Raw genomic sequence first — 14409 nt, forward strand, 5'->3', positions numbered from 1 at the left:
GTGGCTCAGTCCAGCCGCGCGGTACCTTCGACTTCTACCAGAAGCTCGGTTCGGCATAGAGTCGCGAGGCGGTGTTCGATCGGGAGGTCAGGGGGCAGAAAGGGGCGTAGCGAAGACTCCATCCGGCGCTCACCGATCGTTGTCGATCGATACACTCGAAGAGATGTCAGGCGCGTGAGTGGGTTCGCGCTATCGCCAGCCGCATTCGCAATCAATTCGCTGAGATTGCGGATGGTTTCCTGAATCTGCTTGGCCAGATCTTCAAGGTGGCGGGAGGCCTCGCCGCGAATGCTTGCTGTTCCCCCGATCAGGAGTTGCGGTTCCTCGTCGCGTCCCAGACGAGCGATGCTGGCACGGGAAAAGCTCGGCGGCTTCGGGCCGTAAGCGTTGGAATAACGCCAGGCGGGAATCTGGCGAGGGTTCTCGACAGCTTCACAGGGGAATTCTCCGGCGAGGCAGTGAATGAACAAATCCGGTTCGTCGTGCCCGATCGCGGTCGCTGTGCGCAGGTTGCGGCCCAGCGCCTCCTCGGTCCCGTAAAGGTCGAGAAAGGCATTATGTCGTGCAGCGTTGAAGACCATGTAGCGATCGAGTTCTGCGGCTTCGACGCGAGCAATATCGGGAATGAAATTCCAGAAACGCATGGGGTGAAAACCCTGCAATTCTCGAAAGATCCGGTGGTACCCCTCTCGGACTTCGCGGCGAAGGTCTTCGGACGCAAATTCTCGACAGCCGCGCAGGGCGACGCTGATCAAGCGCATGCCGTTATGCTCGGAAATCTGCAGATCGGCCGCGTTTCCCAGCTCATCAGCCTCGTAACCTGCAACTTCCCTCGCCCAGGGAGGTGGTTCGGGCGCAGCGATCTTTCGTTGGGTGATGGGCAACAGCTTCACGCCTCTTTTCTTAGCGGAAAAGTCCCCTCGAGTTCCATTTAATGGAGCCGGCGGCCCGAAATGTTTAAAAGGAGTGGGTGTTTTGGGAATCCTTCGATCGCTGGGCGCTTCGGGACGGGGCGCATCCGGCCTATATCGACACCGATGGTGGTCGAATCTGGTCGCGGGAGGAGCTGTCGCGGCTGGTCGAGGGTGCGAGTCGCGATTTGCGGCCCTACGCGGGCGGGCTCGTAGCGATTCATTTGCGAAACGGTCCGGAATTCGTCGCCAATGTTCTGGCCGCGTGGCATCAGGGTTGCTCGGTTCTGCCGGTTGACGGAGAAGCCGACGACGCTGTCGCCGAGAGCCTATGTGGCTCGCTGAAGGCAGCAGTCCTGATCAATGCCGAGGGGGTTTGGCCTCGAGAGGGTACACGATCTGCAGCGCTCGGACCCGGTCTGATCAAGTTGACGTCGGGTTCCAGCGGGGCTCCCCGCGGTGTTCGCCTAAGCCTCGGTGCTCTGTATAAGGGGGCTGAACAGATTGCCGAGACCATGCAGATCTGTGGCGCAGATCGAACGCTCCTGACTCTGCCGCTCAGCCATTCCTATGGTTTTGACAACGGGCTGCTGATGCTCTCGCTTCTGGGTGTTCCGATTGTGGCGGCGAGAGATCTCACCCCGAACAGGCTCTGTCGGGTTGTGCGGGAGCACCAGCCTACAGTATGGCCGTCGATTCCCTTCCTCCTCGATGTGCTTTCCCGATCCCGGGGAGTCGAAGCCAGTGATCTATCCTCGTTGCGTCTGGTGGTCTCGGCCGGGGCACCCTTGCCGCCGCGAACCCGGGCGATGTACGCGCAGCGGTTCGGCGTCACGCCGCGGACTTTTTATGGATCGACCGAATGCGGGGGGATCACTTTCGATCGTGAGGGTGCGACAGAGTTCCCCGAGGGGTCGGTGGGGACACCGCTTGAAGGTGTACGCGTGACGCTTGACGAAGCTGGTCCCTCGGGGGTCGGACGTGTGCGCGTACATTCCCCATCGGTCGGCGATAGCTACGTTCCCGAGCCATCGCACGAGTTATCTACGGGTAGTTTTTTGACATCGGATATCGGTCGCATCGATGAGGCAGGTCGGTTGATCCTGTTGGGGCGGGTGACCGATATGATCAACGTTGGTGCTCGGAAGGTCTACCCGGCGGAAATTGAGTCGGTGATTCGTGAGGTCGCTGGAGTCGAGGATGTCGTTGTCATGGCCGCAGACCGTGAGACCGCGAGCGAATCTCTTCGGGCGATTGTGGTCGCGGCGGACCCGAACGCACGCGCGATTCAGGAGTTTTGCGCCGGGAGGCTTCCTGCGTGGAAGGTCCCGCGACGCATAGAGTTCCGAAAAGCTCTGCCGCGAAATGCGCGGGGCAAGTTGGACCGACGACTCCTTTGAGCCGTCAAGGCGTTGATGGTGCCAGGGTCTGCGGCAGGATGACGCGGGGGACCAGTCCGAGCCGAGGTTGGAGTCTGGCGACGGTCAGGACGATCTCGAGTCGCAGGCGCGGCCCGAGTCGCTGCGGCAGTGCGCCCGAAACATAGGTGCCCACCGCGCGGCGAAGTCCGAAGGCATTGACCGGACGGAGAAAGACATCGGTAAAGCCCGGGTCGTAGAAGTATTGAATGAGTCGTCGGAAATGTCGTTGCACTCGCTCTTCACGCTTCGAGAACCTTCGGAGATAGCGATCCGTTCGTGCAGGACGCCGGAGGCATTTTGCGACGGTCTCGGCGGCCCCGGCACCACCGCGCATCGCCAGCCACACGCCCGTCGAGAAGATCGGGTCCAGAAAGGAGTAAGCGTCGCCAGCCGTGATGAAGCCTGGTCCGGTCATATCTCCTGTGCGGTAGGAGAAATCGCTGGTGCCCTGAACTTCGGTCGCACGCACGGCTGACTGCATTCTGCGAGCCATTTCAGGCGCGCGTTCGATCGCTTGCTCGAGCAGTGCTTCGGGTCGCAAGCCGGATCGGCGGACTTCCGAGGCCGGCAGAACCACGCCGACGCTGGTTCTGGTGGCGCTGACCGGAATCAGCCAGAACCAACCATCGGCCGTCCGGACCAGAACAGTGTTGCCCTGAGCATCCCCCTCAGCTCGCCAGACGTGATCGAAGTGGGCAAAGAAGCTGACTCGCTTGTGCTGCGCGAGCATTTCCTTGGATCGATTCTGATTAGCGAGAAAGGTGTCACGGCCGCTGCCGTCGATGATCCATTTACAAATCTTTTCGGTGGTGCCGGAATCGTCTTCAAGGACGACCTTCCAGTGGTCTTTTTCCCTCACGCAGGATTTGACCAAAGTTCCTTCGCGAACCTCGGCTCCCGCCTTGTCGGCAGCTCGCAGCAATATATTGTCGAATTTGGCTCGCTCAACCTGAAACGTGGTTTCGGGCAGAGGGCACATCGCCTGGCGGAAGTAGATTGCCGTCCGCGCCTCGCCATCGGCAGAGATGACCTCGGCGCCGTGTTTGGTGACACTTCCGGCCGCGCGGATCTCCTCTTCGACGCCGAGTTCTTGCAGGAGCGGCACATTGGTCGGGAGAAGTGATTCGCCAACGTGAAATCTCGGGAAGGTGGCTTTCTCGCACACCAGGACGCTCGCCCCGGTGCGGGCCAACTTGTTGGCGGCCGTAGCACCCGCAGGTCCCCCGCCGACGACGATGGCGTCGAGTACGTTCTCCGCAGTGCTCACACCTGTATTGTTGGTCGAGGAAGGTGCCTCTGGCAAGAGGCCGGAGGGGCAAATGTCCATTTTTGGTTGCAAATGCTTATCGAACGAGAAAACGCTAGATCCCCTGTATGTCTTTATCTCTCGATTTTTCCGGACAAGTCGCGCTGGTGACGGGCGGTGGCAAGGGCGTTGGCCGGGGTATCACCGAAACCTTCCTGTCGGCCGGTGCAAATGTCGTGATCTGTGGCCGAAACGCCCCGGAGGAAACGCCGGAAGTCGCAGGCCGCGTGGCCGAATTCATACCGACAGACTTGCGCGATCTTGAGCAGCAGCAGAAACTCGTCGATCAGGTAGTCGCGCACCACGGCCGGTTGGATATTCTCATCAACAATGCGGGGGGAGCACCCGAGGCCGAAGCGGCCAGTGCTTCGCCGCGATTTCACGAAAAAATTGTCCACCTCAATATGCTCGCCCCGATGCATCTCTCGCAGATGGTCAACCGGGTGATGCAGGACCAGGCCGATGGCGGGTCGATCGTCAGCATCACCAGCGTGAGCGGACACCGGCCTTCGCCCGGGACAGCCGCCTATGGGGCCGCCAAGGCAGGGCTGATCAGTTGGACTCAATCCACCGCAGTCGAGTGGGCGCCCAAAGTGCGAGTGAATACGGTTTCTGCGGGCATGGTTCTGACCGAGCAGGCAGAGCAGCATTTTGGAACGGGCAAACTCCTCGCACGGGTGGAGGATACAGTCCCCCTGGGCAGGCTTGCCTCCCCAGGGGAGATTGGGCAGGCGTGCGCCTACCTGGCCTCCCCGATGGCATCCTACGTCACAGGGACGGATCTTCTCATTCACGGTGGCGGCGAGTGGCCCTCATTCTACAGCGTGACCCACGACAAGCAGGAGAATTAATCATGGCGAGAATTTTCAAGACACCCGCGGAAATGTTGACCTGCATTGGCGAAGAACTGGGGCCGACGGATTGGCTTTTGATCGATCAGGCTCGCGTCGATCTTTTCGCGGAAGCGACTGGCGACCACCAGTGGATTCACGTCGACCCGGAGCGCGCCAAGGATGGACCCTTTGGCGGCACGATCGCGCACGGTTACCTGACGCTATCGCTGGTCAACTTCTTCCTGCCGCAGATGATCGAGGTTCAGGGTATCTCGATGGGCGTGAACTATGGCTGCGAGAAAGTTCGTTTTCCCGCGGCGGTCCCCGTCGGATCCCGGGTGCGCGGTCACGGTACGTTGGCTCACGTCGAGGAGGTCAAAGGGGGCGCTATTCAGGCCACCGTGCGCGTATCGATCGCGGTAGATGGCTCCGAGAGACCCGGTTGTGTTGTGGATACGATCAGCCGATTTGTACCGGCCTGATCCCATGATCAGACCGGTACGTCATTGGTCAGGGGCTTAGTCAGCGACTTTGAAAACCGTTTTGCCGTTGACCACGTAGAGAACGTTCTCGGCTCCGATCGAGACCGGGTTTTTGAAGTTGCGGGGGAACTCCATATTCCAGATCAATTGCCCCTGATCCGGCGTAGTCGCATTCGTATCGTGGTCGGTGCCGTCAGCATCAAACGCCATCAACTGCTTGCGGTAGGTCACGTAGAAGCGTCCTTCAGCATCGATAGCGCCTCCGTTATTGGTGAACGTGCCTCGATCCTGCATGTTGTAGCGCCAGCTGGTCTCTCCTTCGCACGGCCAATCCGCTTCGAGGCAAGTGGTCGGGGGTGAGATGGCGACGACGAAGGACGGTTTGCCCGACACGCCAACATAGAGACGGCCATCGGCACCAAGAGCCGGGTTCGATCCAATCGATTCCCGACCCTGAGTCGACCATTTCCACATGGTTTTTCCGGTCGCCGGATCGAGGGCAAAGATGCCGTCACGGGACCCAAAGTAAACGGTATCGTCCGGGCCGACCACAGGGGAGTGATCGGCGACCGAGCCGCCCCGACCACGTCTACTCGGTGTGACCCGCCACAACTCGGCTTTGGTCTCGGAGTTGATGGCCACGACTTTTTGACGGTCGAGGCTGATATAGGTCACTGTCTCATCGATACTGGCTGCGGGCGCGACATTCAGAATCGATCCCCGCAGGGCGGTCGACCAGTAGTAGGGATCTTCCGGCGTATCCTCGGCGTCCGGTTTCAGTGATTTGCACCAACCGTTACCAAGAGCGCCGCTGCAATAGATGATGCATCCATCGCTGAGGATCAGTGGCGATGTCCGAACATCTCCGTCATGTTTGATTTTTTTCTTCAGAACGACGTCGCCGGTGAGCATGTCGGCGACGATCATATTATTGCCGCGTTCACCCATATATGCGCGGCCATTGGCCCCGAGGGTCGGTGTGGATTTATCCGCTTGCCCTTCAAAATACCCGGGGCTGGAATTCCACACGACGGCACCGGAGGTCGGGTCGAGGCGGGTGATCGGCTGTCGTCCGTCGCCGCTATACACACCGACATTGCCATCCTGGTCCTCGCCGATCGTCACACCTGTGCGGCCAAAGGCGTTTCGATATTGCCAGACAACCTGCGGGTTCGGTCCCAGCGGACCGTTCAGATCATCTGAGCGGGAAGTATTTTGTATATCGTGATGCACCGTCGGCCAGGCACCGGTCGCAAGGCCGCCTGATGCCTCCGCGATGGTGGCTGAACCAGAAACCAGAGAGAACCCGACGAAAAGGGCGAAAGCGCCGATTGCCGGCAGGTAATTACTTTTTTTCATGGTGGTTCGGTCTCCGAAAGTGTTTGCACCAGACCTGCGATCGAGGGGCTGGCTTGATTCTGCGAGAGTTGGCTCTCGACCCTCTATTCATGACGGTTGGGAAAGGGTCCGGTCAACGTCTTTTTTGGGCAAGATTCGCCGTTGCGGGCCTATTTCAACGCAAGTGCCATAGGATGTCCCATGAATACCTCGTTTTTCAGGAAATTCGGGTCGCATGTTGATGTGTTGGGGGTTCGGGAAGGGTGTCTGATCGTCAGGCCCGTTGCGAGGAAACCGAGATAGTTTCGCCCGTCATATAAGACGAATAGTCGCTGGCGAGAAAGACGATGACGTTGGCGACTTCCCAAACCTCGGCGGCGCGGCCGAAGGCCTCTTTCGAGGTCAACTCTTCGAGGAGGCCATCGGGCGTTACCTTCGACAAGAAAGCGTGCATGGCGATGCTCGGAGCCACACAGTTGATCCGCACATTGGCCTCGGCCGCTTCGAGCGCCGCGCAGCGCGTCAGCGCCATCACACCCGCTTTCGCGGCGGCGTAATGCGCTTGCAGCTTCTGGGCTCGCCAGCCGAGTACGGAAGCGTTGTTGACGATGACGCCCTGGCCGCGCGGCATCATGTGTCGCATCGCGGCGCGAGTCATACGGAAAGTCCCGTTCAGCGTCACGTCCATGACGAGGTTCCATTGCTCGTCGGTCATTTCGACGACAGCTGCATTTCCGCCCATACCTGCATTGTTGACGAGGATATCGATCTCTCCGAGCTCGGACGTGGCTGCGTTCAGGAGTGCTTCAACGTCTTCTTCCTGCGTGACATTGCAGATGGCGGTGGCAGGCCTTTGCCCGGTTTCCGCTTCGAGTCGTTCGGCGGCCTCGGCGAGGCGTCGTTCGTGAATATCCGAAATCAGGACCCGAGCCCCTTCTTCAGCGCAGCGTTTGGCCGTGGCGTAGCCGATGCCGGTGCCTGCGGCTGCAGTGACGACCACCTTCTTTTCTCGCAAGAGCCCGTGTCCGGGAACGTAATCAGGTGGCTGGTTTGGCATGGGGTCCTCTATTTCGCGGGCCGCGGTTCGCGCGGCAGTCCGAGCGCTCGCTCGCTAATGATATTGCGTTGGATCTGATTGGTGCCAGCGTAAATCGTATCGGAGCGCGTGAAGAGATACATTTGCTGCAGCATCGAGAGCTCGTAAGGAGCACCTTCGGCGAGTTCGGCGTCGGGGCCGAGGATATCCATCGCTAGTTTGCCGAGATCTCGATGCCAGGTAGCCCAGTAGATCTTGGTAATCATCGCCTCGGGGGAAGGCGCTGCATTCTCGTCAGCGCTCAGGCAGCGTAGTGCGTTGGCGCGCATGACGCGTAGCCCGATCCAGGCATCGGCCAGTCGCTGCCGCATCACCGGGTCGTCGGCTTTTCCATTTTCTCGCGCGATCTCCATGATATGCGCAAGTTCGTTTTCGAAGTGTGCTTGTTGACCGAGGGTCGAAGCACCGCGTTCGATTGCCAGAGTCCCCATGGCGACGCGCCAGCCATCGCCGGCATCGCCAACGATATGTCGGGCTTCGGTGCGTGCGCCGTCGAAAAAGACTTCGCAAAATTCCGAGGTGCCGGTCATCTGTACGATGGGTCTCACCTCGACACCCTCCTGGCGCATGGGCACCAGCAAGCAGGAAAGGGCCGCATGATTTTTTGCATCAGGTTCGGTGCGACACATCACAAAGCACCAGTCTGCGAAGGCCCCACCGGAGGTCCACACTTTCTGGCCATCGATGATCCATTGATCGCCGTCGAGGCGCGCGCGGGTCTGGACGTTGGCGAGATCGCTGCCGGCGTTGGGCTCGGAATAGCCCTGACACCAGAGTTGCTCTCCGGAAATAATCCCCGGAAGAAATTCCTTCCGCTGAGCGTCGGTGCCGAACATCATCAGCGTGGGGCCGAGAAGAGTTTCTCCGACGTGATTGACCCGCCCCGGGCCACCCGCACGCGCATATTCTTCGAAGTAGATGACTTGCTGGCTGAAGGAGAGGCCTCGCCCTCCGAGCTCTTTGGGCCAGGCAGCGCAGGTCCAACCGGACTTTCCGAGGTGGCGCTCCCAGGCGCAGCGTTCCTCAAACAGGGAATGTTCGTCGCCGGGCCCGCCGCGACCGCGGACGGCTCGGAACTCGCCGGAGAGCTCCTGGTCAATCCATGAGCGGAATTGGCCGCGAAATTCTTCGTCTTCTTTGCTGAAATCAAGATCCATATAAATAACCCCGTCCTGTCTGCGGCAGGCGTCGTCCTTCTTGTATTAAGGCACGCCTGCGGCAGGCTGCAAGCATGGGGATCAGGTGTCCCCTGCCCGTGCGGCTGCATCCCGACGAAGTTCGTTTTTGGCGACCTTTCCTCCGGAGGAAATAGGCAGGGGGTGGTTGGTGATCAAGACCTCCGGCCAGCACTCTTTGGTGGTGCCCTGCCGCGCGAGATGAGTGGTCAGCTCCGGTAAGTCCAGAGAGGCACCTTGGTGTAACTCCACATAGAGGCAGACTCTTTCGCCGAAGATCGGATCCGGAATCGCGACAGCGGCGGCGAGGCGAATCGAGGAAAGGGTGAGGCAGGCGGCCTCGACGGCAGGGCCGCTGATATTTTTCCCGCCGCGAATGATCAGGTCGGCGGTCCGCCCAACGACCGAGAGATAACCATCCTCGTCGATCGACGCGATATCCCCGGTCAACATCCAGCCGTCCTTGCGGAAGAGCTGGGCGTTCGCGGCGGGATCTCGCCAATAGCCATGACTGCATTGAGGCCCCTTGCACCCAGGCTGTCCTTTTCGATCCGAGGTGGTGTCGTTTCCTTCGGCATCAAATAACCGCACCTGCATTTCCGGGAGAGGGCGTCCCGCGGTGCGGAGTCGCTTTTCCTGCGTGTCGTGAATCGAGGTCCCGGACAAGGCTCCGGCCTCGTTGGATCCATAGAATTGCAGGACCTTGGCACCGGTGCGTTCCTCAAAGCTGGCGGCACGAGTGTAGGGTACGGCTTCGCCCCCGGTGAAGAGAATCCGCAACGAGGAAAGGTCGAAGGAATCGAAATCGGGATGTTCGAGCATGAGGATGAATTGCGTACTGACAGCAGCAAGGATTGTGACGCGTTCTCGCTCGATGGTGGCGAGAATTTTGGCTGCATCAAAATCTTCCGGGACAATGCACGTGGCACCGAGGATGGTGGGTGTGAAATGGGCTGTCCATAGCCCGAATCCAAAAGGGCTGGGCAGAGCGCTGCAGAATATATCCGAGCGGCTCAGGTCTCCATTCCGCACGGCGGGTTCATGGAAGGCAAACCAGCGAGCTTGATGGTGGGCCACACATTTGGGCAAGCCGGTAGTGCCGGAGGTGGAGTTGAGGAGGAAAGTTTCGTCCGCGCCAAGAGCGCGCATTGCAGGGAGTGACGAATCGGCGGGGATTTCTTCCCAGATGGGGTCGCCGGATTCGAGAGCCTGCTCCACCGGCACCACGACACGCAGGGGATGTTGGCGCCCGGCCAGGGTCTCGCAGAGTTCGCGCAGCTCTAGTTCTCGGTGCCGGGGTGGCGCGAGCAGAGCGCACGCTCCCGACTTCTCCATCAGATGAAGGAACTCCTCGGCGCCGGCTCTCGGGCCGATACCCACAACGATCAGACCTGCCTTTTCGCAAGCCAGATAGGCGATATGGACGCCAATCCCATCGGGAAGAAGCACCGCGACCCTCTCGCCAGCTTCGAGCCCACGGCCGAGCAAATGACGGGCGAGGCGATTGGCGCGCTCCTCGTAGGATGCCCAACTCAGGTCTTCATGCTCGCCTCTGAAGGCGATGGCCTCGGGTCGCTGCCGAACGTGTCGTTCGATCAGGCCCGCGAGAGTTCGTTCCACGCGGGCCTTTCAGCTCTCTCCGAAAGGCCCTTTGCCCATTTGTTCACGGATGGACACGACAGGTGGGTTGGTCATGGCTCGGCGTTGCCAATTCGCGCCATCGACGACCAGCGTATGCCCCGAGATGAACTGGCCCCAGGGGGAGGCGAGAAATGTGGCGGCCCAGCCCAGTTCGCGGGGTTGGCCCACTCGCAGCGCCGGTTGGCATGGATCCTTGTCATTCGTGCGTTTCAGGTTCCCCTGAATATCGGCAGTCATATCTTCATGCGGGAAGAGCCCGGGCACCAGTCCGTTTACCTGAATCCCGTAAGGGCCCCATTCCACCGCGAGAGTCTCGACCATATTTTTCACGCCCGCCTTGGCTGCAGCGGAGTGTGCGAACCCCGGCCCGCCTGTCCAGGCATAGGAGGCGCCGACGTTGATGATCGAACCCGGTGTCTCGGCTGCGAGGTGGCGCCTGCCAAATTCTCTCGCACAGAAGTAGGTGCCATTGAGAGTGATATCCACGACGGTGCGCCAGGCATTGGGACTCATATCCTCAGCAGGAACCGGAAAGTTCGCGGCCGCGTTATTGATCAGGACATCAGGCAGGCCGAGTGCTTCCGAGATCTCATCGAAGGCCGTGGCGATCGATTCGGGATCACGAATATCGCAGGCTGTGACGAGAACCTCCCCGCCAAGCGCTTCAATCGCTTCCTTTCCGGCGGCGAGGTGGTCGGGCTTGCGGCTCATGATGGCGATTCGGGCGCCGCATCGGGCGAATTCCTGAGCGATGGCCTTGCCGAGCCCGGTTCCACCGCCTGTCACGAGAACCGTTTTGCCGGCATAAGAATCCGAGGCGAGCGCTTGCGAGCCGATGGCGGGTGCTTTGGGAAGTCCTTGCATGGGGGTCTTTTCCTTCAGGCGTTTTTATAGCCGGGTTTGCGCTTTTCCTGATAAGCCGCTCGCCACTCGGCAAAGTCATGGGAAGCATTGATTACCGATTGGGTCAGGTTCTCATCACCGATCGAGGCGATCGTTTCGGCATCGCCCAGACGTTTCAGGATCCGTCGTGCGAGTTTCACCGAAAGTTGTGGGCTCTTCACGATGGCCTCTGCCATTTCCTGTGCGGTTTCCTCAAGTGTTTCGGGGCTGACGATCCGCGAGATGACGCCGTGGCGGAGAGCTTCTTCTGCTTCCATCACACGCCCGGTGAGGATCATGTCGCTGGCAATGCCGTGTCCGCACATCTGGAAGAGACGCGCGGGTCCACCGAGATCCGGGACGACGCCATAGGTCAATTCGGGCAGTCGAAAACGAGTGTCCGGCGCAGCAATGCGAATGTCGCAGAGCAGGGCGCGCTGGAACGATCCGCCCATCACCCATCCGTGCAGGGCGCAGATGATCGGGATATCGAGTTCCAGAAGTTGCAGGCTGCCCTTTTGGCCTCGGTCCATGAGGCCGTGATGAGGGAGGTCGAATTTCCGATCTTTCAGAGCACCGGTATCGCGGCCCGAAGACCAGCTTTTTCCGTCGCCCTTCCAGAGAACGACGCGGAGTTCGGGATTGTCCCGGATCTCTCGCAAGGCGGCGAAAAGTTCCGCATCCATCGCGTCATCGAAAGCATTATGCTTGCCGGCATTATTGTTGGTGATGGTGGCAATACCACCATCGATCTCGAGAAGAATCTTCGCTGCTCCCATGGACGGCAATTAACCGTACCTCGACTACGCGGGCAATCGTATTCGTGGTGTTTTCGGTGGGCGGCGAATCACGAACTGCGGAAGACGCCGGCCTTGATCACCGAGGCCTCGATTCCGCCAAGCATCATGTCCATCCCGATCGCGACCAGAATCAGGCCCATGAAGCGCATGATGATCTCTTGCGCGTGCTCGCTCATATAGCGGCTGAGGAATCCGCTGAGAGCAAACGAGAGCCCGAGCAGGAAGACCATGGCCGCGGTTCCGGCTGCGGCGCCGATCTTGCCTTCCATGGTCGGGAAGGCGGCCGCGACCGTGACCACAGTGGTGATGGCACCCGGGCCGCCCAACATGGGCATGGCGAGAGGTACGATGAGCTTGTCGTTGACAGTTTCTTCCTTGTCCTTGACCGATTGGATGGCTTTTTTGGCGCCTTCGGTTTCATGGCTGCTGTTGCCGCCACCGCTCATCATGCTCATACCGATGCCGAGGACGATCAGGCCACCTGCGGCCTGAAACGCGGGAATGGAAATCCCGAAGACTTCGAGAAGAGCCATGCCGCCAAAAATCGACAACTCGAGAATGATCAGAACAGCCATGCTGGTCTTCAGCGCTGCCCGAAGTTTGAAGCTGGTGGGTACGTCGCCGGTAATGCCGATGAAGATTCCGGCATTGCCAATCGGGTTGATCATCGCAAAGAGTCCGAGGAAGGCTTTCATGAAGGCAGCTGTGCTCATGGCGAAAATATGCCCGAGTCTCGCCTCAAGTGCCAGTCAGGTCGGAATTCTCCGAGCCGCTGTGCTGTCCGGGAGTCCCAGGGCCCCGGAAACTCAGGAACTCGGATACAAGGAGGGAAGCGGTGCCGAACCACTTTCGGGCCGCCCGGCACTTTTTGTTCGGGCGACTGATCGAAAAGCTGCGGCCATGGCCTTTCCCGACCAGGGCTCAGCATCCTGACCATAGAGTGATTGGTTCAGCTCGCGCAGGGCGGCTGAAAGGGGCTCGTCCCCGAGTCCTTTCCCGATCTCGATCAGGCTGTTGCAACCTGTCCGCGGCATAACCGCCTCCGCCCACTTCAGGAAGGCGGTTCTTGCTCCTTGCGCGTCGGATATTCGACAGGCCGACAGAACATCTCGCCGCAGAAGCCTGGGGGATCGGATCCCGGATTGCCGACGTTGACGCAATCGCAGGAGGACCAGGGTCACCAGGCCTATCCCCCCAAGCATCAAGGCGATCGCCATGGCCGCAGTTCTCCCGGGTAGTGCGAGAGCCGTTGTTTTCGGCAGCGGATTGTTCGGTGGGATTGGAGCTTTCGCCATTGCTTCGGCCGGAGCGGATGGAACGCCGGCCTGACCGATCGGTGGCAGAATTTCGAAGCTTCGGGCGGGCAGCCGTGCGACCTTGGCTTCCTCCGCATCGATATCGAACCATTTTATTTCCACCGCCGGAAATTCCAGGGTGCCGGCGGCGGTGGGTACAATGGAGACGCTCTCTTCACGGACCGAGATCGTTCCATCGGCTGTGGGGCGTGTTCCCTGCCGGGTCCCTTCCGCATATTGACGTGCTCCGGTCGGGCCCGGAATGACGAAGGCGGGGAGCTGCTCGGAAGTGGCGCCGAGAACGCGCAGCGTTACCGTGCGCGTCAGCGCGTCACCCAGGCGAAGGTCGCCACTTTCGGCACTCCAGACTTCACCCAGCTGAACAAGTTTGGCCGGCAGAAACCAACCCTCGGTCGAATCCGGTCGAGCACGAACCTCGAATGTGATCGGATTGGAGGCGACACGGCGCAGCGGGCCACTCAGGCTGGCACGATCGAAGAAATCGTTGAAAAAGCCTCTGGTGCGCCGGCGGTTGGCCCCGGGTTTCGGTTGCATGCGTGCTTCGAGGATCGCCGGTGCGATCTGCAGCGTACCCGGTTCCTCGGGAGTAATCCGGAACTGCTGCTCGTGGAGATTGTAGCGCTGGCCATCAAGGATGACTTCGCTGGAGGTGCTATCGCCGGAGGATTCTATTTCTGCGCCGGGGACTTCCGGAGGGCGCAGCGTTCCGCTCTGCATCTTCCCCTGATCGTAGACCCGGACGGTATAAAGAACCTCGGCGCCGACAAAACCCTCAGCGGTCTCGATTTCGGCTTCGACAAAAAGCTCCGGCCGGGAGTCGGTTTCACCCTGAGGGAGCGCGACCATCCTGATCGCAATCGGGGCGGTGGTCTCGGCACCGACTCGCAGGGAGGGAATCGCGGATACGCCCGCGTCATTGGGCAAAAGAACGACGACCCAGTCCATGCTCTCGCTGCGGTCGCCATTGATAATCTGAACTTGCTGGCTCCGCCGGACATCGAGCACCTGAAAATCCTTTTCCAGAACTCGAAAATCGGGCTCTCGCGCCGAGGAAAGATCATCCTGCCGGATGGTGAGCGTGATCGTTTCGCCAGGCAGAACCTCCTGACGGTCAACATTGGCCTGAAGTGCGGCGTCTGCTGGAGAGGCAAAGGCAAGAATCGCGGTAAGGAGTGCCATCGCCAGAGATTTTCGATCAAGGGTCATGA

At 60.1% G+C, this 14409-nt stretch carries 13 protein-coding genes; 3 read left to right on the plus strand and 10 right to left on the minus strand.

All coding sequences use genetic code 11. The features are described 5' to 3' along the window. Window positions 1-5 precede the first annotated feature (5 nt). The gene (locus P8K07_13845) at window positions 6-893 is read right to left on the minus strand and encodes a hypothetical protein (GenBank protein ID MDG1959600.1); all 888 of its coding nucleotides are present in this window, start codon (window positions 891-893) and stop codon (window positions 6-8) included. A 77-nt stretch (window positions 894-970) separates the two neighbouring features. Between P8K07_13845 and P8K07_13850 the strand changes: the two genes are divergently transcribed. Then, entirely contained in the window at window positions 971-2311 is a 1341-nt protein-coding gene (locus tag P8K07_13850) for a class I adenylate-forming enzyme family protein (GenBank protein ID MDG1959601.1), read from the plus strand. Window positions 2312-2315: 4 nt separating this feature from the next. Here the strand turns inward: P8K07_13850 and P8K07_13855 are convergent, their stop codons facing one another. Further along, window positions 2316-3599: a tryptophan 7-halogenase gene (locus P8K07_13855; protein ID MDG1959602.1), complete on the minus strand. Its 1284-nt coding sequence runs from the start codon at window positions 3597-3599 to the stop codon at window positions 2316-2318. A gap of 107 nt (window positions 3600-3706) precedes the next feature. Between P8K07_13855 and P8K07_13860 the strand changes: the two genes are divergently transcribed. Together P8K07_13860 and P8K07_13865 are read left to right on the plus strand one after the other, a co-directional pair. Further along, window positions 3707-4489 (plus strand): SDR family oxidoreductase, encoded by a 783-nt coding sequence (locus P8K07_13860; GenBank protein ID MDG1959603.1) that lies wholly within the window; start codon window positions 3707-3709, stop codon window positions 4487-4489. A gap of 2 nt (window positions 4490-4491) precedes the next feature. After that, window positions 4492-4953: a MaoC family dehydratase gene (locus P8K07_13865; GenBank protein MDG1959604.1), complete on the plus strand. Its 462-nt coding sequence runs from the start codon at window positions 4492-4494 to the stop codon at window positions 4951-4953. Window positions 4954-4989: 36 nt separating this feature from the next. Here the strand turns inward: P8K07_13865 and P8K07_13870 are convergent, their stop codons facing one another. The 8 genes from P8K07_13870 to P8K07_13905 form a co-directional block, all read right to left on the minus strand. After that, the gene (locus P8K07_13870; protein MDG1959605.1) at window positions 4990-6312 is read right to left on the minus strand and encodes a PQQ-binding-like beta-propeller repeat protein; all 1323 of its coding nucleotides are present in this window, start codon (window positions 6310-6312) and stop codon (window positions 4990-4992) included. Window positions 6313-6565: 253 nt separating this feature from the next. Then, window positions 6566-7348: an SDR family oxidoreductase gene (locus P8K07_13875; GenBank protein MDG1959606.1), complete on the minus strand. Its 783-nt coding sequence runs from the start codon at window positions 7346-7348 to the stop codon at window positions 6566-6568. An 8-nt stretch (window positions 7349-7356) separates the two neighbouring features. Further along, window positions 7357-8544: an acyl-CoA dehydrogenase family protein gene (locus P8K07_13880; GenBank protein MDG1959607.1), complete on the minus strand. Its 1188-nt coding sequence runs from the start codon at window positions 8542-8544 to the stop codon at window positions 7357-7359. Between the two features lie 81 nt (window positions 8545-8625). Further along, on the minus strand, window positions 8626-10182 hold the full coding sequence (locus P8K07_13885; protein MDG1959608.1) for a class I adenylate-forming enzyme family protein: 1557 nt from the start codon (window positions 10180-10182) through the stop codon (window positions 8626-8628). A gap of 9 nt (window positions 10183-10191) precedes the next feature. Continuing rightward, complete coding sequence (locus tag P8K07_13890) at window positions 10192-11067, minus strand: SDR family oxidoreductase (protein ID MDG1959609.1); 876 nt, start codon at window positions 11065-11067, stop codon at window positions 10192-10194. A 14-nt stretch (window positions 11068-11081) separates the two neighbouring features. Beyond that, window positions 11082-11864, minus strand: coding sequence for an enoyl-CoA hydratase/isomerase family protein (locus tag P8K07_13895; GenBank protein MDG1959610.1), 783 nt, complete (start codon window positions 11862-11864; stop codon window positions 11082-11084). Between the two features lie 68 nt (window positions 11865-11932). After that, window positions 11933-12598 (minus strand): MarC family protein, encoded by a 666-nt coding sequence (locus tag P8K07_13900; GenBank protein MDG1959611.1) that lies wholly within the window; start codon window positions 12596-12598, stop codon window positions 11933-11935. 93 nt (window positions 12599-12691) lie between these two features. Beyond that, window positions 12692-14407 carry a BatD family protein gene (locus P8K07_13905; GenBank protein MDG1959612.1) on the minus strand — a complete coding sequence of 572 codons (1716 nt, stop codon included), beginning with the start codon at window positions 14405-14407 and terminating at the stop codon, window positions 12692-12694. Window positions 14408-14409 lie beyond the last annotated feature (2 nt).

It is taken from the genome of Candidatus Binatia bacterium (genome assembly GCA_029248525.1).
Lineage (GTDB): Bacteria > Desulfobacterota > Binatia > UBA12015 > UBA12015 > UBA12015.